Genomic DNA, 22,391 nt, shown 5'->3' with positions numbered 1-22,391 from the left:
GCCTCGGTCGCCGGCCTGCTGGTCACCACCGAAGCCATGATCGCGGAGGCTCCGAAGAAGGAGTCGGCTGGCGGCGGCATGCCAGGCGGCATGGGCGGCGGCGGCATGGGCGGCATGGGCGGCATGGATTTCTAAGAAATCCATCAGCCTTCATTTACGGAAAGGGCGGCCGAGAGGTCGCCCTTTTCATATGACCAATGGTCTTCCAAGAAGGTCGAGACTCACGTGCTATCACTAAAAAAGCGACGTTGAATCACCCCAAAATGTGTATTATGTTACACGGAGCGCTCTTATGGAACGCGGCAGCCGGAAGCTGATCAAACTGCTTGAGGAGGACGGGTGGTTTGAGATCGGCATCACCGGCTCGCATCATCATTTCAAGCATCCAACGAAACCTGGAAAAGTGACAATTCCCCACCCTCGTAAAGATATACCGATTGGCACGGTTCGGGCGCTGATGAAGCATGCGGGGCTGCTCAACAAAGCAAGATAAGAAAATGCGCTACATCGCCTTTATTCGCAAAGATCCTGATAGCGTCTATGGCGTCGACTTTCCCGATATGCCCGGCTGCATTTCGGCTGGCGACACGATAGACGAGGCTGTGCGCAACGCTGTCGAGGCGCTTTCCGGTCATGTGCGAATGCTGGAGGCCGACGGCGATCCGGTGCCTTCCCCTCGCGATTTCGATGCGATTGCAAATGATCCAGAACTTGCGGAGGAACGCGAGGGCGCTATGACGACGGTCGTTCCGCTGATCCGTGACCGTGGTTCCACAACGCGTATCAATGTATCCTTCGATCTCGGCCTGCTTGAAGCTATCGATGCCGCGGCGCGTGAACGGGGACAAACCCGCTCCGCCTTCCTTGCTTCGGCCGCACGCAAAGAGATTGTTGACTAATTGTGCAGACGTGGGCGCTGGCGAGGCCGAGCCTGTCAAGCTCAGACAAGCAGTATCAGTTCGCCGTGACGGCGACTTCTTTGGCCGGCAAAGCACTCTCTATCAGCGCGGCGACTTCATCGGCCACCGCCAGCACCGGGGCGCGGTCGCGGCTGGCGCGCGCGATCACCATCAGCCCTTCCAGCGATGATTCGACAAGCAGCGCCAGGGCGCGGGCGCGGCGCTCGGGCACCCCTGCCCTGACGAAGGCCGCTTGCAGCAGGCCTACCCATTGCTCGAAAGCCGACCGGCACAGTTCGGCCAGTTCCGGCACGTCGGCCGGCGAGTCCAGCACCACGGGTGCGATCGGACAGCCAAGCGTGAACTGGTTGTCCTCCAGCATGCGTGCGACCGACTGGTAGATGTGGTGGACAGCCACCGCCGGATCTTTTTCGGCGGCCAGCTCTTCGCCAAGCCATCGAGACACCTTGTCCACGCTGTCGCGCGTCACCTCGATGACCAATTGGTCCTTGCCGCCCGGAAAATGAAAGTAGAGCGATCCTCTTGGCGCACCGGAGGCGCTCAAGATGTGGTTGAGCGAGGTGCCGTGATAGCCGCGCTGCCTCAGCAGCAGCGCCGTCGCCTCGATGATGCGGATGCGGGTGTCGTTCGCCATGTCAACCTCTGTCAGGAGTGAGCACTATAGGCTTGCGCCGAATATGACAATCGGTCTATATAATATGTAGATCAGTCTATATATTCGGCGCCATTCCATCGAAGAGGAGAACGACAAAATGACCATTCGTGAAGCAGAGGCCCAATGGCAGGGTTCGTTGAAAGAAGGCTCGGGCCGGCTGCGGCTCGGCAGCGGCGTCTTCGAAGGCGCCTATTCCTTCCCATCGCGCTTCGAAAACGGTCCCGGCACGAATCCCGAGGAACTGATTGCGGCGGCGCATGCCGGCTGCTTTTCAATGGCGCTGAGCGCCATACTGGGCAGCGGCGGCCATGTCCCCGTACGGATTCACACCGTCGCCAAGGTGCATCTCGGCACGAGCACGGCAGGACCGACGCTCACCCGCATTGACCTTGAAACGGAAGCCGAAATCCCGGGCCTGGCGCCCGAGGAATTCCAGCGCCTTGCCCAATCGGCGAAAGCAACTTGCCTCGTTTCCCGGGCTTTGGCAGGCGTGGCTGATATCAGGCTCAGGGCCGACCTCGTCACGGCCGCCGCTACGGAAAAATGAAATCAGGAGGTACCGAGATGAAACGGGATAGCATCATTGTCGTCCATCCCGACGACCAATCCAGACAGACGGCCGATATCATCCGGCGCTTCAACGACGTGTTCCAGCTTCATGATCCGTCGGCGCTCGCCGAGCTGGTGGCCGAGGACTGCGTCATCGAAAACACCGTGCCGGCGCCGGATGGCGCCCGCCATGCCGGCCGTGAGGCATGCATGCGGCTGTGGTCGGCGATCGCCAGCGAACCCGGCACCTGTTTTGACATCGAGGAGACGTTCGTCGCCGGTGAACGGGCGACAATCCGCTGGCGTTACTGGCCTGCCGACGGCAACTCCATCCGTGGCGTCAATCTGATGCGCGTAGCGGACGGGCTGATCGTCGAAGCGATGGGATACGTCAAGGGCTAGCGCCAACAGGCGCTACCGCTCGGTCAGCGCCAGTTTTGCGCGAGCGCGACGAAGGCGCCGGCGAAGGTGCGGCGCATCCTGGTTCTGCAGCAGGGTGTGTCCATGACCCGCAGCGGAAGTTCGCTCGTCCTCGATTGGACTTTGATTTTGGGAGTTGATTTGCTGCAATTCAATAAGAATGCTACCAGATTTAGTCGTCAATATTTTTTTGCCGATCAGCGATCAGCCTGCCAAAACGTAGGGCGCGTTCGTCCGTCGCGAAGTCCATCTCGGATTAGCGGGCGCGAGTTAGCGCTACCGGATATGTGCACATCCAGATGAGCATCGCGAGGTTCGGCGGCATAGGTGCGGCCCCGTAGCCTCAAATCCCGCTTGCATGCATGAACAGCCACCACGGGCACCGGCCAGCGCGGCGTTGAAGATAACGCAACGCACATCCAAACCCAAGGAGATCGTCATGAATGATATTCAGGAGCGCGGCGAAGCCGCAATCGCAACCCCGTCAGCGCGAAGGGTCGACATCAAGCTCGAAGTCGCCGTCATCCCCGTTTCGGACGTCGATCGAGCCAAGCGATTTTACGGCGGCTTGGGTTGGCGGCTCGACGCCGACATCACAGGCGACGAATTTCGTGTCATCCAGTTTACGCCTCCGGGCTCCTCGTGTTCGATAGTCTTCGGCTCAGGGGTCACCCCAGGGCCCTACGCCCGGGTCGAGCTCGATGTCCTCAAAAGCGTTGGCGAGCTCGTCGTGTCAGACATCGAGGCAGCGCGCGCCGAACTCGCCGATCGCGGTGTCGACGTGAGCGAGGTTTACCACTATGCCGGCAGTGAAGGCCGTGTCAGCGGTCCGGACCCTGAGCGGCGCAGCTACTCCTCGTGGGCCTCCTTCAGCGATCCGTCCGGAAATGTCTGGCTGTTGCAGGAGGTCACTGCGCGAGCGCCCGGCCGCGTCGACGCTGACGACACCACGTTTGTCTCGCCGGCCGAACTCGCGGCCGCGCTCCGGCGTGCGTCTGCGGCCCATGGCGAGCACGAGAAGCGGACAGGCGGCCAGCGTGATGAGAACTGGCCGGACTGGTATGCCGAGTACATGGTGGCCGAGCAGGCTGGCAAGCCGCTGCCGCTGTAAGGATGGATCACGACGTCATTTGAAGCAGCATCGACGCAATAGTAACACTTTGATCGGGGAGCCAGCGCCCTCGGCGGCTCGATCGAAGTGCAGGGCGTGCGCATCCCGGTACCAACCACGCTTTGAGGCATTTGTTTCTCGGGCAGATGCGCTTGCAAGCGACCGTGCTCTTATCTTCGGGCGCCGAGCGGCCTCCATCTGGCGCTATCTCATGGCCGACGGCAACTCGCTGCGCGGCGTCAACCTGATGCGCGTCGGGAACAGGCGGATCGTCGAGGCGATGGCTACATGAAGGGATAGCACCGGCGGCTCTACCGCTCGGTCAGCGCCAGTTTTGCGCCGAGCGCGACGAAGGCGCCGGCGAAGGTGCGGCGCATCCAGGTGAGCACCATCGGCCGCGACACGACATGGCTGCGGATCGAGGCGGCGAAGATGCCGTAGCCGACAAAGACGACGAAGGTCAAAAGCATGAAGACGGTGCTGAGTTCCAGCATCTTCGACAGCGCATGCGGTTCGGTGGTGCTGACGAACTGCGGCAGGAAGGCGAAGAAGAAAATCGACAGCTTCGGGTTGAGGATATTGATGAGGATGCCTGAGGTGATCACCTTGCCGGTCGTGCGCGGCGCGACATCCTGCCCGACGTTCAAGCTGCCGCTCTCCTTCAGCGTGTTCCACGCCATGTAGAGCAGATAGGCGACGCCCAGATATTTCAGCGTCTCGAAGGCGAGCGCGCTGGTGTGCAGCAGCGCCGCCAGACCGGTGATGGCGGCCGCGATGTGCGGAATGATGCCGAGCGTGCAACCAACAGCCGCGATGATGCTGGCGCGCGCGCCACGCGAAAGTCCGGCGCTCAGCGTATAGAGAACGCCGGTGCCGGGCGAAGCCACGACGATCAGCGACGTCAACAAGAATTCGATGCTCACGATGCGTCCTCCGGTGACCTGCCGCCGGCAAGGTGGCCAGCGAAACGCGCGGGCACAAGCCAGCCCGAAGACCGTTAGTGCCTCATTTCGAATTTCGGGTCACGACCCAAGGCGGTATCCCTCGGCGGGATTTTAATCCAACTCCCGTAGGCGACGTTTGTCAGAATCGTCAGCTCGTTTCCTAAGGCAAACCTTGCACAGCTGGCCCTGCCGTCATCGCATTGGCCTGACTTTGGACACCACCTTCACTGCGAACGAGGCCAGTCCGGTGCCAGTCCGGAACACTTCTTGACCCGATGCCGTGTAAGCTACAAACTTGTCCTTGCGCCGTGACCACCTCTCCTGAAGCGGGATAATCGTCATGTGTCACAAATCCTTTGGATCGCAGGAGCTGACGAAAGGCAAGGTTGCGGCGCATGCCCTGTCCTGCGCCGCTGTGTTGTTCTTTGTTGCGCGCCCGGTTTTCACGATGCTTCGCTCTGGCAGACAAATGCTTGCGGCGGCTCTCCTGCTTGGACTTTGCGCCAGCGCGAGCGCCGATGACGTGCTTTTCGAAAACGTCCGTATCTTCGACGGGAAGGGCGCCGCACTTTCGGCTCCGTCGAGTGTGCTGGTGCAGGGCAAGCTGATCGCGCGGATTTCGACAAGTCCCATCGCGGCCGAGGGCGCGCAGCGCATCGCCGGCAACGGGCGAACGCTGATGCCGGGGCTGATCGATGCGCATTGGCACGCAATGCTGATTGCATCCACCCCGGCAGAGGCGATGGGCGACATCGGCTTCGCCAATCTTGCGGCCGGCGACGAGGCGAGGGATACGCTGATGCGCGGCTTCACCACCGTTCGCGACGTGGGCGGGCCGGTGTTCGGCCTCAAGCGCGCGATAGATCAAGGCATCGTCGCGGGACCGCGCATCTATCCGTCCGGAGCCATGATCACCGTGACCAGCGGGCATGGGGATTTCCGCCAGCTCAGCGACTTGCCCCGGACGATCGGCGGCTTGTTCACCCCCATGGAGAGGAACGGCGGCAGCATAGTCGTGGACAGCCCCGACGAGGTGCGTTTGCGTGCCCGCGAGCAATTCATGCAGGGGGCCGCGCTGCTGAAGCTGACAGCGGGCGGTGGAGTGTCGTCGCCCCACAGCCCGCTCGACGTCACCACCTTCACCGAGCCCGAACTGCGGGCCGCCGTTGAAATTGCCGAGAATTGGGGCACCTACGTCGCCGCGCACGCCTTCACCTCGGATGCGATCCGGAAGGCTGTCGCGGCTGGCGTCAAGTGCATCGAACACGGCTTCCTCATGGACGAGGCAACCGCCAAGCTGATCGCCGAAAAGGACGTTTGGCTGAGCTTGCAGCCGCTTCCCGAATTGATGAGGACAGGCCTCCGAGAGGGTTCGGTCGAGCGAGCCAAGGCCGATGAGGTGTGGCCGGGCATCGGCAGGACCTACGAACTCGCGAAGAAATACAAGATCAAGACGGCATGGGGCACCGATGTCCTGTTCTCCCGCGCGCTGGCGAAGCAGCAGGGAGCAATCCTGGCGTCGCTTGTGCGTTGGTACACGCCTGCCGAAGCGCTCGTCATGGCGACCGGGACCAATGCCGAGCTGCTCGCGCTGTCGGGCCTTCGCAATCCCTATCCGGGAAAGCTCGGCGTGATCGAAGAGGGCGCGCTCGCCGACCTCCTGCTCGTCGAAGGCAATCCGCTGGAGAACCTCGACCTGGTGGCCGATCCTGCCAACAACTTCAAAATCATCATGAAGGACGGCCTGATCTACAAAAACACGCTGACTCAGTGAGGAACGACTGAGCCGCCCGTCTCTACTCGACGCATCCGATGGCCTGGCCGCAGAGCGCTGGAAATGCACAGCCCAGCGACAGGAATGGCCGCTTCCCACCCGAGGTGGAAATTCAAACTGAGACCTATCGAGGCCCGTTGTCAGGGCGCCGGCAGACCATGCGCCTTGCGCGCCATCAGGCAGTCGTCGCCACCGGGCATGCAAGCGCGGCAGACGTCCGGCCGGACCTCGTAGATGCCGCAAATGGTCGACTTGCCGACCTCGCCGGAAAGTGCCGAGCAGCGCACGCCGTCGCAGCGCATGCCGGCTTCGTCGGCAGCCACATAGTCTTGCGGGATCCGGTCGAGCTGCGCGTCATCTTCGGTCGAGAAGCGCGGCCATTCGGCCGAATAGGAACAGCAGGCGCCACAGCTCTGGCAGTCGAAGAGAGGGGCGGCGCGCTCCTCCAGTGACGAAAAGTCCCCGGCGCTCGCCAGGGCGAGCAGCCCTGAGGCAACGGGATTCTGGTCGGCGCTTCGCGGCAAGGGCGCTATTTTTTCTTCCTGGTCTTGCGCGACGCCACGTCCGCCGGCGACTTGAACAGGTCGGTCGCTGCCTCGGCGGCGACATCGGCTTTCGGCGCGGCGGCCGGCTTGGCCAGCTTTGCGGTGGCAGCGGCTGCTGCCGGCTGATCCTTGGCGGAAAATTTTATGGCCATATCAATCCTCGTCGGAGAAACGCGATGATGGCGCATTCGGGTTGCGAAGCCGGCCGATCAGCGCCGAGACCGCCGTGATGTTCATTTCCTCGGGCGACCAGTTCCTGGCCTCCTCGATGTGCCGGGGTGCCAGTTCGCGATGCGTGCTGCCGCTATAGGCGGCATCCTGATGGGTGACGCGCTCACGGGTCTTGGCATTTTCGCGGACATACTCGATCAGATAGTTCGGGCATTCGGAGCGACCACGCACGCCGAGCCTGACCTGGGCATCGCCATGGGCGCGCTTGCAGCGCTCGAGCTTTTCGAGCACGCGCCGGACATACTCGACTGGCTTGTCGAGGGCTCCCACGACATCGGCGATGGTCGAATCGGCGGCGATCGCCTCTTGCGGGACGCGCTTGGTGGCCATCAGCGTTTGCCCACGCGCTTCGGCGCGGCCGCGAGCGCGGCGGCTGCAGCCAGCTCGTCAGCTTCCTTTTCCAGGCGCAGTTCGCGCAGCCGCGCGGTCTTGGCTTCCCGGGCCTGGCTGACAGCATCCTGCTCGGAAATAATGCGGTTGAGCGACATGGACTGGGTCTGGGTCTTGCTGAAGATGGATTCGGCGTGGTCGCGGGATTTCTTCGAAGTGGCGGTCAAGGTTTTTCTCCCGGTTCGGAGCGTAATGGCGAAAATGGCGAGACCGGTCTTTCGACCAGGACCACGCACAAAGCAATACGGCAGTCGATTTCAAATTGCTGGAGCATCCTTAGCACGTTCAAGCGAACGCGCGGTGCTCTTTTCGAACTTTTGCGGCGCCCGAAACGCAAAAGGCCAGGCATTGCCTGACCTCCGCTGGAGCGCCGCGCGTCCGGTTGAACGCGCGTGCACTTGCTCATTCTGCGCATGATCCTTTCCGGAAACCGGTGTTTCCGGGACCATGCGCTGGAATTAGCCGTTCACCGGTGCCAGTACATCCGTGGTCACCGGCGAGGCTGATTCCGTTTTAGGCCGCCTTCAACTGATCGGCGGACATCTTGCCCGACTTGTTGTCGCGGACCATCTCGTAGCCGAGCTTCTGGCCCTCGACGATGTCGCGCATTCCGGCGCGCTCTACGGCCGAGATGTGGACAAAAACGTCGGCCGAGCCGTCGTCAGGCTGAATAAAACCGAAACCCTTGGTGGCATTGAACCATTTAACTGTGCCTGTGCTCATAACGAACCCTTTCCGTGGCAAATATTCGTTCGCCGTCATGCGAATGCACAACAGCGTTTGTCTCGATTTTGATGGGGGAAGTTCGTCAAAGGCGCGCCTGGACACGCGGATAACAAAAGTCGGTCAAACAAATATCGACGAATTGCTTTTAGACTTCTTTTGGCGCCGTGTCAATTTTTTGCTTTCGCCGTCTACTTTCGTCGTCGGCGGGCCGATGGCGGCACGCTGGCTGCGCAGGCAATTCGACGGCGGATCTGACGCCGAAAACCGGGCCCAGCGCCAGCTGTTAAAAATGTAAAAAAATCGCGCCATGCCGGGAACCATCTTGGCATCCGTGCATTTTAAATATCGCCAGCAGTTCATGAGAGCAATCTCAGGAAAGGCTGACACAAAGGACGCCTCCCGTGCAATAAAACGCGCGAGGGGCGTTCTTTTATGCCGAGTAGCAATCGCCATGGCGGTCAGGGCCAAAGGCCGTACCTGTTGATTGACCGACGAGGCAGGGCTCCGGAACCGAAAACCCAGCCACCCGTTTCCCAAACAGCAGATTGATTCCGGGAGATGCGGCCATGGTGAACAAGAGTCAGATTGCGGGCCTAGCCAAGCAGCTCAGGGCTCGGTGAAGAAAGCCGCCGGCAAGGCCACCGGCAACAGGCGCGTCCAGGCTGAAGGCGTGGCCGACAAGATCGCCGGCAAAATGCAGAAGGCCTATGGCGACATCAAGGACAAGTTCAGGAAGGTGATCTGACCCCTGCGCTGCTGTTTCGATAGCGATGAGGAAAGCGGTTTAGCGGTCAGCTCTATGCTTCAGTTGCCGTTAGAAATTCAGGCTCTTTGAGAAAGCGTTGGTGAAGGCGATCTCGCCATGGTCGCCAACGGCTTCGCCAAGCGCCACGTCCATGCTGTCGCCGCTCACCCGCGCCAGCGCGAAGCCGCCCATATAAGCGGCCTTCGGCTTGAACAGGTCGAGCCCATCGCCGCGGTAGATCATCGCTGTCTCGTGCTGGTGGCCATGGAAGATGCCGATGACGTTGTAGCCCTTCAGCGCCGCCAGCAGCGCCTGCCGGTCCGCCTCGCTCCACCAGTGCGGCGCACCAGCGCCTTCATCGTCGAAGGTTCCTTTGGCGGCATCCCACCGTTCGATCGAGAAAACATCCCAACCATAGTGCTGGAACAGGATGACGGGGCGGCCGTCCGCTGCATAGGTCGCCAGATCCTGCTTCAGCCATGGCAGGCCGGAGACCGCGCCGTGGCCGGTGTCGCCGGCGAAACGGTGCGTCTGGACGAGATGCAGGCCGCCCCAGTCCCACGAGTAGCAGTCGGTGTCGACATCGTAACTGGTCACCGGCACCGGCGGCTTGAAGAACACGCCGGCACGATGGTTGACCTCGACATAGTCGCGCATTTCACGGCGGTACCAGTCGACGTGGTTAGGCGGGCCATTCTGGTCGAGATCGTGGTTGCCGAGGCCGACATAGACCGGCACATGCACGCGATCGGGGCCGACGCCCTGCTGGAAACGCTGGCTGAACTGGAGCAACTGTGTGCCTTCGCTGGGCTGGATGACCTGGCCGCCGCCGTCGTCGGTCATGTCGCCGCCGACGACGAGGCCGAGCGGCGTGTCGATGCGGCTGCCGGCTGAGCGCAGGCCGGTGGCGATGCCGTTGATTTCGGCCGGCCAGTGCTTCTCGCCAATGGCGTTCAACGCGGCGATACTGCGCAGCAAGGCGGCGTCGGTCTTGCCTTCCTGCTGGCAATTGGGGCTCAGCCCGCTGGCCATGCGGCAGGCATGGACATCGGCGACGAACAGGAAGGTGGCGTCGACAGGCGCAATGCGCTGTCCGGTCTGTCCGAGTGCCGGTCGCGCAAGGACGCCGGCCGCGGCCAACCCTGCTCCCTGCGTCAGGAAGCGTCGCCGGGAGAGTGATCCTGAGGAGATGCGATTCATGGCGTGAAATTCAGCACAGCCGGCGCCTCTTCGTCCAGTTGCCGCGAACGGTATGTCGACACGCTGCCGCAGGTCTGGCATTGCTTTCAGGTCAGGACTCAACTTGCGCGGGCAAACGCTATGAAGACTATAACCATCGCAACGGCACTTACCATCCTGGCGAGCGCCGCTTATGGTGCCGAGTGCATCGACGCCAAAGCCGCCAAGGCCGGCTTCATTCTCGAAAGGCCCGGCATCCACAGCGAGTTTCGACCGGCGGCGGGTGGAATGGTGTCGGTCGCCAACGAATACCAATCCCAATCGCCGCAGACGCAGTTTCTGTTCGGCGGTCTGATCGAGGTGTTTCGCGACAGCGAGACCGGTCAGCTTGCGATGATCCCGTTTTCGGATCTCAGAAAGCTGTTTCCGCTCAAGGCAGGGGCGAAAAGCAAGACCGTGTTCGTCCGCCTCGCAGCAAACAAACAGCCCAAGGGCACCGAGACGCTCGAGATCAGCGTCAAAGGCAAGGAGACGTTCAGCCTGGGCGACTGCAAATACAACGTGCTCGCCGTCAGGCTTACGATCAAGAACGAGGCCGGCAAGACACAGGATGAATTCACCGCGCTCTACGCGCCCGATCTGCAGGCCGTTCTGGCCAGGCGCTATGACGAGGGCACCAACGCCGAAAGCGTGGTCGGCTACCAGGTCATCAAACCGCTGCCGAATTAACTCCCGGCAGGGCAGAAGGCGACTGGCGCTCCGGCATCAAAAGGCTTTGTACTGCCGCAGCACCCTCCGACGTCGCTTCGCTCTTGCTGAGGAAACTCCCTGCTCCAGCGCGTTCAGGCAATCGCGCAGCACAGCAGAATCCTGCGTCGTCTTGGCCATCGACATGGCGCCGGAATAGGTCGCGACCGCGAGTGCCGCGAAACGCTGCGGATCGGTGTCCTGCTCCCTGCCCGCTTCCTGGTCGGCCCCGACCTTGTCGGCGATCGCCTGGCGCCACGCCGAAAAAATGCCGGCAAAGGCGGTGCGGAAATCCGGATCGGCAAGCGACAATTCATGCGCCAGGTTGTTGAGCGGGCAGCCGCGCACGAAACCCTGTTGCTCCAGTTCCGCGGCCACTGCCTCGAACACGCTGCGCACGCCCTCGCGCGTCGAGCCTGCCGCCTGCACCGGCGCGATCCATGTTGCTTCGACGGCCGCGGCGACCCGCTCCTCGATCACCGCCAGCGCCAGCGCCTTCTTGGTCGGGAAGTGATGATGCAGCGCGCCGCCGGTGACGCCTGCCGCGGCCATCAGGTCGCCGAGGCTGGAGGCATGGTATCCGCGCGCCTGAAACGAGGCTTCGGCGACATCGAGCACGCGTTTGCGCAGGCCTTCCGGGTCGTTGGTCCGTTTGCCGGGCTGCGCCTTTGGGCGAGCGGTCATCTCTGCTGACATTTTTCAACGATAGCAGATTGACAAAACAGGACAACCGGTCTGTTTATAAAACAGGATGAACGCCCTGTTTTGGAGATTGCGCGATGAGCCTGCCCCTGAATGCCGCGTCCAAATCCAGCCTCAACGCCTCGCCGGTCGTCGAGCTCAGGCAATACACGCTGAAACCTGGCCGGCGCGACACGCTGATCGGCATCTTCGACGGTCACCTCATCGAGGGTCAGGAAGCGGCTGACATGACCATCATCGGTCAGTTTCGCGATCTCGACCGACCTGACATGTTCATCTGGCTGCGCGGCTTCGAGGGTATGGAAGCGCGGAAAAATGCACTGACCGCGTTCTATGAGGGGCCCGTCTGGGCCGCCTGGCGCGACGCCGCCAACGCCACGATGATCTCCTCCGACGACGTGCTGTTGCTGAAACCGGCATGGCCCGGCGCCGGCTTCGATCTGTCGGGATCGCAACGAGCACCCTTGGATGGTTACGAAAAACCAAGCGGAGACAATCGCTTGTCGGATATTGTTGTCATCAAGATTCATCATCTGCGGCACGGCGCCGAAGCCGACTTCGCCAACCGCTTCAAAACCGACGCGATTGCTGTGTTGGCGGCACATGGCGCGCGGCCACTTGCTGCGTTTGTCTCCGAACATGCCGAAAACAGCTTTCCCCGCCTGCCGGTGCGATCAGGCGAAAATGTCTTCATCAGCGTCGCCGCCTTCGACAGCGCGGACGCCCATGCCCGCCACGAGGCAGTCCTTGCCAGTTCCCCGGAGTGGCAGGCATTCGAGCGGGATGCCCAGCCATGTCTGGCTAGATCGACCGAGACCTTGCGCCTATCTCCAACCTCACAGTCGCTGCTTGGGCGGTGAGAGGCGCTCCTTCAACCGATTTGCATCCTTGTCGCCCGCAATCTCCGCTTGAAGCCATTTGTGCAACGCGATAGGCCGTTTGCAAATTGCAATGCGGAGAGACATGTGAGCGCGCCAGAGACCAGAACCGAAACCGACACGTTCGGTCCCATCGAGGTCGCCGCCGATCGTTACTGGGGCGCGCAGGCGCAGCGTTCGCTGGGCAATTTCAAAATCGGCTGGGAAAAGCAGCCGGCGTCGATCGTTCGCGCGCTCGGCATCGTCAAGCAGGCGGCGGCCGAAACCAATATGGAGCTGAAGCGGCTCGACCCGGCCATCGGCAAGGCGATCATCGAAGCCTCTCAGGAAGTCATCGACGGCAAGCTGAACGATCATTTCCCGCTGGTCGTCTGGCAGACCGGCTCGGGCACGCAATCCAACATGAACGCCAACGAGGTGATCTCCAACCGGGCGATCGAACTGCTGGGCGGTGTCATGGGGTCGAAGAAACCGGTGCATCCGAACGACCACGTCAATATGAGCCAGTCGTCGAACGATACCTATCCGACGGCCATGCACATCGCCTGCGCCGAGTGCATCGTGCACGATTTGTTGCCGGCGCTCAGGCATTTGCACGCCGCGCTGGAGGCCAAGACCAAAGCATTCGCCCACATCGTCAAGATCGGCCGCACCCACACGCAGGACGCGACGCCCCTCACCCTTGGCCAGGAATTTTCGGGCTATGCCGCGCAGGTCGCCTCCTCGATCAAACGCATCGAGATGACGCTGCCCGGCCTGCAGGAACTGGCGCAAGGCGGCACGGCCGTCGGCACCGGCCTCAACGCGCCGGTCGGCTTTGCCGAGAGAGTGGCGGATCGCATCGCCGCGATCACCGGCATCGCCTTCGTCACCGCGCCAAACAAGTTCGAGGCGCTGGCGGCGCATGATTCCATGGTGTTCTCGCATGGCGCCATCAACGCCTGCGCCGGCGCCCTGTTCAAGATTGCCAACGACATTCGTCTGCTCGGCTCCGGCCCGCGCTCCGGCCTTGGTGAACTGTCGCTGCCGGAAAACGAGCCGGGTTCGTCGATCATGCCGGGCAAGGTCAATCCCACCCAGTGCGAGGCGATGACCCAGGTCTGCATCCAGGTGTTCGGCAACAATGCGGCCGTGACCTTCGCCGGCAGCCAGGGCCATTTCGAGCTCAACGTCTACAACCCGCTGATGGCCTACAATTTCCTGCAGTCGGTGCAACTGCTCGCCGACGCCTCCATCTCGTTCACCGACAATTGCGTCGTCGGCATCGAGGCGCGGGAAGACAATATCAAGGCCGCCCTCGACCGTTCGCTGATGCTGGTGACAGCACTGGCGCCGACCATCGGCTACGACAACGCCGCCAAGATCGCCAAGACCGCTCACAAGAACGGCACAACCTTGCGTGAGGAAGCGCTTGCCACCGGGCTGGTCAGCGAAGCCGACTACGACCGCCTGGTTCGGCCAGAGGAGATGACGCATCCGGGATGATCTTGCGCTCATCGCAAAAACTTTACTGCGGTGAACAATCTGTAACCAAATCTGCATCTTTGGTGAACAGTCTCCCTGCTTTATGTGGGTGGGCACCACAACCCCTCCCGGAGAGAGCCCATCATGTCCACCAACACGACCGTTGCCGGTTCCGGCACCGTTTCCAACGCCTCAGGCAGCATCCTGTTCGGCCGTATCCTGCTTTCGGTCATCTTCGTGCTTTCCGGTTTCGGCAAGCTCACTGCGATCGCCGGCACCGCCGGTTACTTCGGCAGCATGGGTCTGCCGATGCCGACCGTGACGGCGATTGTCGTCGGTCTGCTCGAGCTGCTCGGCGGCCTCGCCATCCTCATTGGCTTTCAGACCTGGATCACCGCCTGGGTGCTGGCAATCTTCACCGTCGCCACGGGATTGGTCGCCCACACCGGCTGGGCCGATCAGATGCAGATGATCAGCTTCATGAAGAACCTGGCGATTGCCGGCGGCTTCCTCGTGCTGGCTTCCTCGGGCGCCGGCGCCTATTCGGTCGACGCCAAGCGCGGCTGAAGCAGTCCAGGAACCACTTGCAGCAAGGGGCGCGGAATTTTCCGCGTCCCTTTTTCGTTGTCGGTTTATGCCCGTCGATCAGCCGGCCGGACTTTCTGCTAGGATGAGGTGTCGGGGTGAAGCCAACCGCCGCCGACGTCGGAGGTGACCAATGCCCGGCAATGCGCTGCTTCTGCTTTCGCGGCTGCTGCTCGCGGCTCTATTCGTTCCGTCCGGCTTTCACGCGCTTACCGACATTGCCGGCACATCGGGCTATTTTTCCGGCCTTGGCCTGCCGCTGCCGACACTTGCAGCCTGGGCGACGGGGCTGTTCGAAATGATCGCCGGACTGCTCATCCTCGTCGGCCTCAAGACGCCTGTCGTGGCGCTCCTGCTTGCCGCTTTCTGCATCGCGGCAGGCTTCATCGGCCACTATGGCCAGGGCGGCGACGATCCGACGCTGACCTTCATGCATTCGCAGATGCTGATGAAGGACATCGCGCTATCGGGCGGTTTTCTGGCGCTGGCAATGGCAGGCGCCGGCGCCTACTCGATCGACGGGCGGATGCTTCGGATCGGCGCTGAAACGACTTGACCGACACAACTGCCGGACTGAGCCGAATTACTTGACTGAGCCAGACTACTTGGCTGGCATAGTGGGGCCGCCCTCGACCGCCAGCACCAGCCGGCGATTGGTGACCCTCGCCAGTTGCGCCAGTCGCCCGGCCGGCCGCTCGCCGTAAAGGTCGGCCAGCGACGCCGGCAGCACCAGCGCCAGCACGCCATTGCCGCGCCTCTCCCATTTCAACCGCGGCATGACGCCCGGCATTGCCGCCGTCAGCAGGTAGACGACGCGCATCACCGCGGCCAGCACACGGGCGCGCTCGATATAGCGCGGCGTTGCCAGTGCTTTGATTTCCGGCGCGATCGATTCGTTGAAGACGCCATCATGACGGTAGGCGTTGGCCAGCGCCAGGAAGGCGCGGCCGGGATGGTCGACGCCGATGAAGGAGGCGTGGGCAATGATGTTGAGCGATTGCTTGCCGCGATATTCGGGATGCGCGCGCCAGCCGATGTCGGCAAGCAGGCAGGCGGCCTGGCGGTAGCGCGCCTCGTCGACCGTCTCCTCGATGCCGAAGGCGGCGAAGGTCTTGCCCGTCCACTCGACAAGCTCATGCGCGTGGGTGACCGAGCGCGAACGCAGCCGGGCGAGTTCCTCCGAGGCCGAGATCAGCGGATCCGCCTTCTGCTCGGCTTTGTCGAGCAGCGAGTAGAGAAAGCCCTCGCGCACGCCCAGCGCCGAGACGATGATCTTGGACGGCTGCATCGCCGCCATGATCTCCTGCAGCACGATGGCGCCATAAGGCAGCAGCGAGCGGCGGTTCTTCGAGACGCCCTCGATACCCCTTACTTTCTCGATCTCACCCTTGGCGACCTGCTTGAGGAAGTTCGCAGCGGCGTCGATGCCGATCTCGTAATGATGCATGACACTCAGCGGATAGCTGGTCATTTCCATGTACAGCCGGGCGAGGTTTCGCCAGGTGCCGCCGACCGCATAGAAAGGCCTGCCCTGCCCGCCTTTCAGCAGTCTTGCCTTCGCGAGCTCGTCGCGCGCTATCTTTGCCGCCTGGGCCAGTGAGTTCTTGGCCATGTCCTGCAGGCGCAGGCCGCCCAGCGGCAGCGTGATGCCGTCGCCGATTGCCTCGCCATCGACGTCGACCAGTTCGAGGCTGCCGCCGCCGAGGTCGCCGGCGATGCCGTTGGCCGGGTGGAAGCCGGAAATGACGCCAAGCGCGGAATAGTGGGCTTCCTGGCGCCCGCTCAATACCTGGACCTCGGTCTTGAGCACATCTTCGGCGCGGTGGATGAAATCGGGGCCGTTGACCGCCTCGCGGGCGGCGGCGGTCGCCAGCACATACATATGCTCGGCGCCGGCCTGCTCGGACAGCGCACGGAAACGCCGAAATTCCTCCATCGAACGGGTCACCGCCTCGGGATCGAGCTTTCCGGTCGAGACAATGCCGCGACCGAGGCCGGCCAGCATCTTTTCGTTGAACAGCGTGGTTGGCGAGCGCGCCAGCCCCTCATAGACGACAAGCCGGATCGAGTTCGACCCGATGTCGATGATGGACAGCGGTCGGCGGTCCTGAAGCCGGCCCTGGGACGTTGAAATCATCAGCCGGTCGCTGCGGCGTTTTTCTTGCGGCGCTTGAACTGCGCGATGCGCTTGGGCGCATGCGATTTCAGCGCATCGCCGCGTCCGGAGAGGCTCGGATTGGTCATGAAATATTCCTGCGCGTTGAACGGTTCCTCGCCCTCCTCGAGCGTGGCGCGCCGGGAGGTTCCGTCAGCCAATACGTCGAAACTTTGCTGGTTGTCCATGATGTTGCCCAGCATGATCTGACCGAGGACTTGTTCATGCACCGTTGGATTGGTGATCGGCACCATGGTTTCGACGCGACGGTCGAGATTGCGCGGCATCAAATCGGCCGATGAGATGTAGACGATCGCCCCGTCCGACGGCAGTCCATGGCCGTTGCCGAAACAATAGATTCGGCTGTGTTCGAGGAAGCGGCCGACGATCGACTTGACCCTTATGTTTTCCGACAGGCCCGGCACTTGGGGCCTCAGGCAGCAGATGCCGCGCACGACGAGATCGACCTCGACGCCGGCGCGGCTGGCGTCATAGAGCGCGTCGATGATGATCGGGTCGACCAGCGAATTCATCTTCATCCAGATGCGGGCCGGCCTGCCCTCCAGCGCATGGGCAATCTCGTCCGAAATGTGCTTGAGGATGCGCTTGCGCAGCGTGAACGGCGAGATGGCCAGCCGCATCTCCTCGGTCGGCTCGGCGTAGCCGGTGATAAAATTGAACAGCTGGGCGACATCGCGGGCGATTGTCGGAGCGGTGGTGAAGAAGGACAAGTCGGTGTAGATGCGCGCGGTGACCGGATGGTAGTTGCCGGTGCCGAGATGCACATAGTTGCGCAGCTTGCCGTCCTCGCGCCGCACCACCAGCGACATTTTCGCGTGGGTCTTCAGTTCGAGGAAGCCGAACACGACCTGAACGCCGGCGCGCTCGAGGTCGCGCGCCCAGCGGATGTTGGCTTCCTCGTCGAATCGCGCCTTGAGCTCGACCAGCGCGGTCACCGACTTGCCGGCCTCAGCCGCGTCGACCAAAGCGCGCACGATCGGGCTGTCGTTCGAGGTGCGATAGAGCGTCTGCTTGATCGCCACCACTTCCGGATCGGCCATCGCCTGGCGCAGGAACTGCACCACCACGTCGAAGGATTCGTAGGGGTGATGAACGATGATGTCCTTCTCGCGGATGGCGGCGAAACAGTCGCCGCCGTGCTCGCGGATGCGTTCGGGAAAGCGCGGATTGTAAGGCTTGAATTTGAGATCGTCGCGGGCGATGGCGACGATCTCGGAAATCTGGCTGAGCGCCAGCGGACCGGTGAGCACGCTGATCCGGCTCGACGAGACGCCAAGCTCGCCGGCGACGAACTCGCGCAGTTCGGCCGGCATCAGCTTGTCGAATTCGATGCGGATGACCGAGCCGCGACGACGCCGTTTCAGCGCCGTCTCGAACAGGCGCACGAGATCCTCGGACTCCTCCTCGACCTCGATGTCACTGTCGCGGATGATGCGGAACGTACCGGAGCCCTTGACCTCGTAGCCGGGGAACAGCTTGCCGATATAGAGGCCGACCGCTTCTTCCAGCGGAATGAAGCGGACATGATGCTTGCGGTCAGGCAAGCGGATGAAGCGCTTCAGCGCCACCGGCAGACGCAACAGCGCGCTCATCTCCTCGCCATTCCTGCGGTGGCGCAGTTGCAGCGCCATCGAGAAGCCGAGATTGGGAATGAACGGGAACGGATGCGCCGGGTCGATCGACAGCGGTGTGAGCACCGGAAACACCTGCTCCTGGAAATGATCCTCGAGCCAGGTCTTCTCGTCCTTGGTCAGCCCATCGCGGCTGATGCTCTCGATGCCTTCCTTGTCGAGCAGCAGCATCAGAGCGGATAGGCTGTTCTGCTGGTCCTCCTGCAGGCGCTCGACCTCGCGCAGCAATTGTTCCAGCTGTTGTTCGGGGGTGCGGCCGTCCGCGCTCTTCAGCGTGATGCCTTCGCGAACCTGGCCCGCGAGACCGGCGACACGGACCATGAAGAACTCGTCGAGATTGGCGGCCGAAATCGACAGGAAGCGGACCCGCTCGAGCAGCGGATGGTTGGCGTTCAACGATTCTTCGAGGACGCGGCGGTTGAATTGCAGCCAGGAAAACTCGCGGTTGACGAACCGATCCGGGTTGCCGCCCTCTGGGCTCGCCACCTCGACGGTGGTGAATTCGCTCTGCACCGGCTTTAGTTCGTTCATGGTTCCTGCTCGTTTCGCACCCGCTGGCCACAGCGTCGCGCGTCTTTGCGGACGCGCAAAAGGACGCTCCCGCCACTTAAGCTACGCATGATCCCCAGCAAAACCGAATTCGGTTTCGGGGCCATGCCTTAACCGGCTTAGCTTATCCTGTGACAGGCTTTTACGACAGTTTGATTTCATCGATCTTGCAAAGAGACTGCTTATGATCCAGATGCAATCCAGGTACAGCGCGGCGCGTCCTTTGGACGCGCAAAGGACGCGGTGGAATTTTGATTTTGCACATGATCCGGGGTCATGCGGCAAATATAGGAGACGACGATGGCAGGCGGTTCCATTCCCCATTTCCAGAACGATGCGGGTTATGCGGCGATCGACATCGGCGTCAAGGAATTCATGTGCACCGGCGCCAACCCGCCTTTCGACCATCCGCATGTGTTTCTCGACATGGGCGACGACAATGAAAAGGTCTGCCCCTATTGCTCGACGCTTTATCGCTATTCGCCAAAGCTGAAGGCGACGGAAACGCAGCCTGCCGGATGCCTCTATATCCACCAGGCCGCCTGACGCGCACACCATCCGATGGACGACACCCGTTCCCGGCAGGTCGTTATCGCCGGAGCCGGCGTCGCCGGACTGACCGCGGCACTGGCGTTTTCCGAGCGCGGCTATCTGGTGCGGCTGTTCGAACAGGCGCCGCGCCTCGAAGCGGCCGGCGCCGGCATCCAGCTCTCACCCAACGCGACGCGCATCCTTCGCCAGCTCGGCGTGCTCGACCGGCTGTTGCCGGCGGCGGTGCGGCCGGAGGCGGTCGTGCTCAAGGACGCCGCCACGCTGCGTGAGCTGGCGCGGGTGCCGCTTGGCGAAGCGGCCGAAAAGCGCTGGCAGGCGCCTTATCTCGTCGCTCATCGGGCTGATCTGCAAGACGCGCTGATGGCGCGCCTTGCCGAACAGCCGGACATCAGTCTCGTCACCGGCGCGCGCGTCGGCGGCATCGCCACAGGACCGCGCCATGCCACGGCAACAGTCGAGATTGCCGGCAAGACAGTCGAAGCCGGCGGCTTTCTGCTGATCGGCGCCGACGGCGTCTGGTCGGCGATCCGGGCTTTTGGCGGGTTTGCGGCCAAAAGCCGGTTTTCGGGCGAGCTTGCCTGGCGCGCTACGATCAGTGCAGGCAGTGTCGCAGGAGAAGCCCTTGCGGCGGTCGGCGCCGCCAATTGCGTGACCACCTTCCTGCATCCCGGCTTCCACCTCGTCGCCTATCCCGTCAGCAACGGCATAGCGTTCAACCTGGCTGCCTTCACCAGGGGCGAGGTCATGGCCGAGCGCTGGTCGGGCCACGCCGACCCCAATATCCTCGTCGGCGCCATGCGTGGCACGGCGGCAGCGCTGGCCCGGCTTGCCGAGGATGCCGGCCCGTGGACCGCGTGGCCGATCCATACGGTCGACCAGGCACAGCCATGGACGACGCCCGCCGGCATCGCGCTGATCGGCGATGCGGCGCATGCAATGACGCCGTTCGCGGCGCAGGGGGCGGCGATGGCGATCGAGGATGCCGCAACCCTTGCCGGCTTTGTCGCTGCCGCGCCCGCCGATCCGTGGGGCGCGCTTGCCGCCTGGGAGAAGATGCGCCGCCCGCGCATCGCCAAGGTCGCCCGCCGCGGGGCGGTCAACCGGCTCGCCTGGCATGCAGCGGGGCCGGTGGCCGTCGCGCGCAACCTGTTCCTGAAGTGGCGCTCGCCGGAAAAGCTCGCGGCCGATCTCGACTGGCTCTATGGCTGGCGGCCGCCGGATGGCGATCGGCGATGAAAGCTCGACCGGTTGGCGGGACAGCGCCGCCCTCTGTCCTGCAGGACAGAGGGGGCGCGCCGCAATGAGGCGCTGATTACCCGGAGCATCAATTATAAATCCGCATCGACAGGTCGAGTGAGGCCGGCAGCGGATTCCACCAGCCTGTCCGCAGGCCGGCGATACGCAGAGCCGCCGCTGTCCAGGTGTTGCAGCCAACCAGCGCATTGAAATGGCCGTTGGCTTCGTAGAAGCGGTCGAACCTGGAATAAGCGGCATTCTCGATCAGGATCGGACCGTTCGGCCCTTGCTGGAAACTCGCCGCGATGAAGTCGAGCAGCGCTGCAAAACGCTGCTCGCTGATGTCGAAGCCGGCGACGTCGGGGTGCGGCTCGACAATGTTGCCGGCGACATCGACATGCATCACCGATGCGTCCAATGTCAGCGCCTTCATCACCGGCGCCGCCTTCAGTTCCGACCAGGTCGGCGTCTCCAGATAGAAGGCGCGGCCTCCCCAGCCGAAGACGATGTAGCGGACCCCAGCCATGTCGGCCGGAATGCCGCCACCGACCAGGAAATGGAAGCGCTTGCGCACGTCGTCATCGATCGGGATCGCGATATCGGTGTGGATCGGATTTTTCAGCACCAGGACGTGCCTGGTGGCGGCGGGATCGGCGGCGGCCGCCGGCAAGAGCGGCCGTGGAATGAACGTGCCCAGAACCGCGGCAAGCACGATTGCCACCACCAGAATGGCGAGAAAACGCCCAAGCCTTTTCACGAGGGACGGCTTTTTCATGAGGCACGGCCTCGCAATCGGGGCGCAATCGCCTGCTGACGGCTCAGACGCAAAAGAGCCCGGCAGGGTTCGGCCGGGCTCTTTTGATTCGCGTGAGAGCAATCAGTGCAGGATTTGCGACAGGAACAGTTTTGTGCGCTCGTGGCGCGGATTGTCGAAGAACTCGGCTGGCGTGTTCTGCTCGACGATCTGGCCCTGGTCCATGAAGATCACCCGGTTGGCGACCTTGCGTGCAAAGCCCATCTCGTGGGTGACGCAGAGCATGGTCATGCCCTCTTCGGCGAGGCCAACCATCGTCTCCAGCACTTCCTTGATCATTTCGGGATCGAGCGCCGAGGTCGGCTCGTCGAACAGCATGATTCGCGGATTCATGCACAACGAGCGGGCGATGGCGACGCGCTGCTGCTGGCCGCCGGAAAGCTGGCCGGGATATTTGTTGGCCTGTTCCGGAATCTTGACGCGCGTGAGGAAGTGCATGGCGATTTCCTCGGCCTGCTTCTTCGGCGTCTTGCGCACCCAGATCGGCGCCAGCGTGCAGTTTTCCAGGATGGTCAAATGCGGGAACAGGTTGAAATGCTGGAACACCATGCCGACCTCGCGGCGCACCTCGTCGATCTTCTTGAGATCGTTGGTCAATTCCTTGCCGTCGACGATGATCTTGCCCTTCTGGTGCTCTTCCAGCCGGTTGATGCAGCGGATCATCGTCGATTTGCCCGAGCCCGAAGGGCCGCAAATGACGATGCGCTCGCCGCGCATCACCTTCAGGTTGATGTCCTTCAGCACATGGAATTCGCCGTACCATTTGTGCATGGCGATGATGTCGATGGCGACATCGGTGGTGGAAACCTGCATCTTGGCGGCATTGACCTTGATCTCTTCCGCGCTGACTGCATTTTCTATTGTCATG

Annotated in this window: 27 protein-coding genes and 1 pseudogene; 14 read left to right on the top strand and 14 right to left on the bottom strand. The window is 62.5% G+C overall.

Going from position 1 to position 22,391, the window contains the following annotated elements; all coding sequences use genetic code 11:
- The first annotated feature begins 292 nt into the window (after positions 1-292).
- Together AC0L18_RS12380 and AC0L18_RS12375 are read left to right on the top strand one after the other, a co-directional pair.
- Positions 293-493, top strand: coding sequence for a type II toxin-antitoxin system HicA family toxin (locus AC0L18_RS12380; protein WP_473492450.1), 201 nt, complete (start codon positions 293-295; stop codon positions 491-493).
- A 4-nt stretch (positions 494-497) separates the two neighbouring features.
- Entirely contained in the window at positions 498-899 is a 402-nt protein-coding gene (locus AC0L18_RS12375) for a type II toxin-antitoxin system HicB family antitoxin (protein WP_473492448.1), read from the top strand.
- Between the two features lie 55 nt (positions 900-954).
- On the opposite strand, the gene AC0L18_RS12370 is transcribed toward AC0L18_RS12375, so the two are convergent.
- Positions 955-1,554 (bottom strand): TetR/AcrR family transcriptional regulator, encoded by a 600-nt coding sequence (locus AC0L18_RS12370; protein WP_473492446.1) that lies wholly within the window; start codon positions 1,552-1,554, stop codon positions 955-957.
- Between the two features lie 118 nt (positions 1,555-1,672).
- Between AC0L18_RS12370 and AC0L18_RS12365 the strand changes: the two genes are divergently transcribed.
- From AC0L18_RS12365 to AC0L18_RS12355, 3 genes are all read left to right on the top strand, one after another.
- Entirely contained in the window at positions 1,673-2,122 is a 450-nt protein-coding gene (locus tag AC0L18_RS12365) for an OsmC family protein (protein WP_236371434.1), read from the top strand.
- A gap of 17 nt (positions 2,123-2,139) precedes the next feature.
- Entirely contained in the window at positions 2,140-2,526 is a 387-nt protein-coding gene (locus AC0L18_RS12360; protein WP_473492444.1) for a nuclear transport factor 2 family protein, read from the top strand.
- A gap of 457 nt (positions 2,527-2,983) precedes the next feature.
- Positions 2,984-3,655, top strand: coding sequence for a VOC family protein (locus AC0L18_RS12355; RefSeq protein WP_473492442.1), 672 nt, complete (start codon positions 2,984-2,986; stop codon positions 3,653-3,655).
- A gap of 311 nt (positions 3,656-3,966) precedes the next feature.
- On the opposite strand, the gene AC0L18_RS12350 is transcribed toward AC0L18_RS12355, so the two are convergent.
- Positions 3,967-4,578: a LysE family translocator gene (locus tag AC0L18_RS12350; protein WP_473492440.1), complete on the bottom strand. Its 612-nt coding sequence runs from the start codon at positions 4,576-4,578 to the stop codon at positions 3,967-3,969.
- A gap of 490 nt (positions 4,579-5,068) precedes the next feature.
- Between AC0L18_RS12350 and AC0L18_RS12345 the strand changes: the two genes are divergently transcribed.
- A complete protein-coding gene (locus tag AC0L18_RS12345) occupies positions 5,069-6,373 on the top strand; it encodes a metal-dependent hydrolase family protein (RefSeq protein ID WP_473492438.1) in 1,305 nt (434 codons plus the stop codon).
- A 140-nt stretch (positions 6,374-6,513) separates the two neighbouring features.
- Here AC0L18_RS12345 and AC0L18_RS12340 read toward each other — a convergent pair whose 3' ends face one another.
- From AC0L18_RS12340 to AC0L18_RS12315, 6 genes are all read right to left on the bottom strand, one after another.
- Positions 6,514-6,849, bottom strand: coding sequence for a YkgJ family cysteine cluster protein (locus AC0L18_RS12340; RefSeq protein WP_473492461.1), 336 nt, complete (start codon positions 6,847-6,849; stop codon positions 6,514-6,516).
- 53 nt (positions 6,850-6,902) lie between these two features.
- Entirely contained in the window at positions 6,903-7,070 is a 168-nt protein-coding gene (locus AC0L18_RS12335; RefSeq protein WP_287120983.1) for a hypothetical protein, read from the bottom strand.
- A gap of 1 nt (position 7,071) precedes the next feature.
- Positions 7,072-7,479 (bottom strand): hypothetical protein, encoded by a 408-nt coding sequence (locus AC0L18_RS12330; protein WP_473492436.1) that lies wholly within the window; start codon positions 7,477-7,479, stop codon positions 7,072-7,074.
- Complete coding sequence (locus AC0L18_RS12325) at positions 7,479-7,706, bottom strand: hypothetical protein (protein WP_128248410.1); 228 nt, start codon at positions 7,704-7,706, stop codon at positions 7,479-7,481. The genes AC0L18_RS12330 and AC0L18_RS12325 overlap by 1 nt, the downstream gene beginning before the upstream one ends.
- 346 nt (positions 7,707-8,052) lie before the next feature.
- Positions 8,053-8,262, bottom strand: a complete 210-nt coding sequence (locus tag AC0L18_RS12320; protein ID WP_010915421.1) for a cold-shock protein — start codon at positions 8,260-8,262, stop codon at positions 8,053-8,055.
- A gap of 123 nt (positions 8,263-8,385) precedes the next feature.
- Positions 8,386-8,733, bottom strand: a complete 348-nt coding sequence (locus AC0L18_RS12315; protein ID WP_473492434.1) for a hypothetical protein — start codon at positions 8,731-8,733, stop codon at positions 8,386-8,388.
- 98 nt (positions 8,734-8,831) lie between these two features.
- Here AC0L18_RS12315 and AC0L18_RS12310 point away from each other — a divergent pair.
- Positions 8,832-9,010, top strand: a pseudogene (locus tag AC0L18_RS12310) (CsbD family protein).
- A gap of 69 nt (positions 9,011-9,079) precedes the next feature.
- Here AC0L18_RS12310 and AC0L18_RS12305 read toward each other — a convergent pair.
- Positions 9,080-10,210, bottom strand: a complete 1,131-nt coding sequence (locus AC0L18_RS12305) for a metallophosphoesterase (protein ID WP_473492432.1) — start codon at positions 10,208-10,210, stop codon at positions 9,080-9,082.
- Between the two features lie 120 nt (positions 10,211-10,330).
- Here AC0L18_RS12305 and AC0L18_RS12300 point away from each other — a divergent pair, with 120 nt between their 5' ends.
- Positions 10,331-10,918 (top strand): hypothetical protein, encoded by a 588-nt coding sequence (locus AC0L18_RS12300; RefSeq protein ID WP_473492430.1) that lies wholly within the window; start codon positions 10,331-10,333, stop codon positions 10,916-10,918.
- A 36-nt stretch (positions 10,919-10,954) separates the two neighbouring features.
- Here AC0L18_RS12300 and AC0L18_RS12295 read toward each other — a convergent pair whose 3' ends face one another.
- Positions 10,955-11,620, bottom strand: coding sequence for a TetR/AcrR family transcriptional regulator (locus tag AC0L18_RS12295; protein ID WP_473492429.1), 666 nt, complete (start codon positions 11,618-11,620; stop codon positions 10,955-10,957).
- Positions 11,621-11,715: 95 nt separating this feature from the next.
- Between AC0L18_RS12295 and AC0L18_RS12290 the strand changes: the two genes are divergently transcribed.
- The 4 genes from AC0L18_RS12290 (at position 11,716) to AC0L18_RS12275 (ending at position 15,121) form a co-directional block, all read left to right on the top strand.
- Entirely contained in the window at positions 11,716-12,498 is a 783-nt protein-coding gene (locus tag AC0L18_RS12290; RefSeq protein ID WP_473492427.1) for an NIPSNAP family protein, read from the top strand.
- A 105-nt stretch (positions 12,499-12,603) separates the two neighbouring features.
- A complete protein-coding gene (gene fumC, locus AC0L18_RS12285) occupies positions 12,604-14,001 on the top strand; it encodes a class II fumarate hydratase (RefSeq protein WP_473492425.1) in 1,398 nt (465 codons plus the stop codon).
- Positions 14,002-14,124: 123 nt separating this feature from the next.
- Positions 14,125-14,547 carry a DoxX family protein gene (locus tag AC0L18_RS12280; protein WP_473492423.1) on the top strand — a complete coding sequence of 141 codons (423 nt, stop codon included), beginning with the start codon at positions 14,125-14,127 and terminating at the stop codon, positions 14,545-14,547.
- A 151-nt stretch (positions 14,548-14,698) separates the two neighbouring features.
- The gene (locus AC0L18_RS12275; RefSeq protein ID WP_473492422.1) at positions 14,699-15,121 is read left to right on the top strand and encodes a DoxX family protein; all 423 of its coding nucleotides are present in this window, start codon (positions 14,699-14,701) and stop codon (positions 15,119-15,121) included.
- A 45-nt stretch (positions 15,122-15,166) separates the two neighbouring features.
- Here AC0L18_RS12275 and ppx read toward each other — a convergent pair whose 3' ends face one another.
- Complete coding sequence (gene ppx / locus AC0L18_RS12270; RefSeq protein WP_473492420.1) at positions 15,167-16,702, bottom strand: exopolyphosphatase; 1,536 nt, start codon at positions 16,700-16,702, stop codon at positions 15,167-15,169.
- Entirely contained in the window at positions 16,702-18,903 is a 2,202-nt protein-coding gene (locus AC0L18_RS12265; RefSeq protein WP_473492418.1) for an RNA degradosome polyphosphate kinase, read from the bottom strand. The genes ppx and AC0L18_RS12265 overlap by 1 nt, the downstream gene beginning before the upstream one ends.
- A 318-nt stretch (positions 18,904-19,221) precedes the next feature.
- Here AC0L18_RS12265 and AC0L18_RS12260 point away from each other — a divergent pair, with 318 nt between their 5' ends.
- Complete coding sequence (locus AC0L18_RS12260; protein WP_091590655.1) at positions 19,222-19,467, top strand: zinc-finger domain-containing protein; 246 nt, start codon at positions 19,222-19,224, stop codon at positions 19,465-19,467.
- Between the two features lie 15 nt (positions 19,468-19,482).
- Positions 19,483-20,709, top strand: coding sequence for an FAD-dependent monooxygenase (locus tag AC0L18_RS12255; protein ID WP_473492416.1), 1,227 nt, complete (start codon positions 19,483-19,485; stop codon positions 20,707-20,709).
- Between the two features lie 88 nt (positions 20,710-20,797).
- Here AC0L18_RS12255 and AC0L18_RS12250 read toward each other — a convergent pair whose 3' ends face one another.
- Both AC0L18_RS12250 and AC0L18_RS12245 read right to left on the bottom strand, forming a co-directional pair.
- Entirely contained in the window at positions 20,798-21,484 is a 687-nt protein-coding gene (locus AC0L18_RS12250) for a TIGR02117 family protein (RefSeq protein ID WP_473492415.1), read from the bottom strand.
- 102 nt (positions 21,485-21,586) lie between these two features.
- Entirely contained in the window at positions 21,587-22,390 is an 804-nt protein-coding gene (locus tag AC0L18_RS12245; RefSeq protein WP_023800620.1) for an amino acid ABC transporter ATP-binding protein, read from the bottom strand.
- Position 22,391: the final 1 nt, after the last annotated feature.

This window comes from Mesorhizobium sp. WSM4819 (assembly GCF_055811215.1).
This window is presented reverse-complemented; position numbering and strand designations above follow the sequence as displayed.

What these genes read in the sequence shown, in the direction of transcription:
- AC0L18_RS12380 (WP_473492450.1), top strand. Translation starts at nt 293, where the DNA reads ATGGAACGCGGCAGCCGGAAGCTGATCAAACTGCTTGAGGAGGACGGG.
- AC0L18_RS12375 (WP_473492448.1), top strand. Translation starts at nt 498, where the DNA reads ATGCGCTACATCGCCTTTATTCGCAAAGATCCTGATAGCGTCTATGGC.
- AC0L18_RS12370 (WP_473492446.1), bottom strand. Translation starts at nt 1,554, where the DNA reads ATGGCGAACGACACCCGCATCCGCATCATCGAGGCGACGGCGCTGCTG.
- AC0L18_RS12365 (WP_236371434.1), top strand. Translation starts at nt 1,673, where the DNA reads ATGACCATTCGTGAAGCAGAGGCCCAATGGCAGGGTTCGTTGAAAGAA.
- AC0L18_RS12360 (WP_473492444.1), top strand. Translation starts at nt 2,140, where the DNA reads ATGAAACGGGATAGCATCATTGTCGTCCATCCCGACGACCAATCCAGA.
- AC0L18_RS12355 (WP_473492442.1), top strand. Translation starts at nt 2,984, where the DNA reads ATGAATGATATTCAGGAGCGCGGCGAAGCCGCAATCGCAACCCCGTCA.
- AC0L18_RS12345 (WP_473492438.1), top strand. Translation starts at nt 5,069, where the DNA reads ATGCTTGCGGCGGCTCTCCTGCTTGGACTTTGCGCCAGCGCGAGCGCC.
- AC0L18_RS12335 (WP_287120983.1), bottom strand. Translation starts at nt 7,070, where the DNA reads ATGGCCATAAAATTTTCCGCCAAGGATCAGCCGGCAGCAGCCGCTGCC.
- AC0L18_RS12330 (WP_473492436.1), bottom strand. Translation starts at nt 7,479, where the DNA reads ATGGCCACCAAGCGCGTCCCGCAAGAGGCGATCGCCGCCGATTCGACC.
- AC0L18_RS12320 (WP_010915421.1), bottom strand. Translation starts at nt 8,262, where the DNA reads ATGAGCACAGGCACAGTTAAATGGTTCAATGCCACCAAGGGTTTCGGT.
- AC0L18_RS12305 (WP_473492432.1), bottom strand. Translation starts at nt 10,210, where the DNA reads ATGAATCGCATCTCCTCAGGATCACTCTCCCGGCGACGCTTCCTGACG.
- AC0L18_RS12300 (WP_473492430.1), top strand. Translation starts at nt 10,331, where the DNA reads ATGAAGACTATAACCATCGCAACGGCACTTACCATCCTGGCGAGCGCC.
- AC0L18_RS12295 (WP_473492429.1), bottom strand. Translation starts at nt 11,620, where the DNA reads ATGACCGCTCGCCCAAAGGCGCAGCCCGGCAAACGGACCAACGACCCG.
- AC0L18_RS12290 (WP_473492427.1), top strand. Translation starts at nt 11,716, where the DNA reads ATGAGCCTGCCCCTGAATGCCGCGTCCAAATCCAGCCTCAACGCCTCG.
- AC0L18_RS12280 (WP_473492423.1), top strand. Translation starts at nt 14,125, where the DNA reads ATGTCCACCAACACGACCGTTGCCGGTTCCGGCACCGTTTCCAACGCC.
- AC0L18_RS12275 (WP_473492422.1), top strand. Translation starts at nt 14,699, where the DNA reads ATGCCCGGCAATGCGCTGCTTCTGCTTTCGCGGCTGCTGCTCGCGGCT.
- ppx (WP_473492420.1), bottom strand. Translation starts at nt 16,702, where the DNA reads ATGATTTCAACGTCCCAGGGCCGGCTTCAGGACCGCCGACCGCTGTCC.
- AC0L18_RS12265 (WP_473492418.1), bottom strand. Translation starts at nt 18,903, where the DNA reads ATGAACGAACTAAAGCCGGTGCAGAGCGAATTCACCACCGTCGAGGTG.
- AC0L18_RS12260 (WP_091590655.1), top strand. Translation starts at nt 19,222, where the DNA reads ATGGCAGGCGGTTCCATTCCCCATTTCCAGAACGATGCGGGTTATGCG.
- AC0L18_RS12255 (WP_473492416.1), top strand. Translation starts at nt 19,483, where the DNA reads ATGGACGACACCCGTTCCCGGCAGGTCGTTATCGCCGGAGCCGGCGTC.
- AC0L18_RS12250 (WP_473492415.1), bottom strand. Translation starts at nt 21,484, where the DNA reads ATGAAAAAGCCGTCCCTCGTGAAAAGGCTTGGGCGTTTTCTCGCCATT.
- AC0L18_RS12245 (WP_023800620.1), bottom strand. Translation starts at nt 22,390, where the DNA reads ATGACAATAGAAAATGCAGTCAGCGCGGAAGAGATCAAGGTCAATGCC.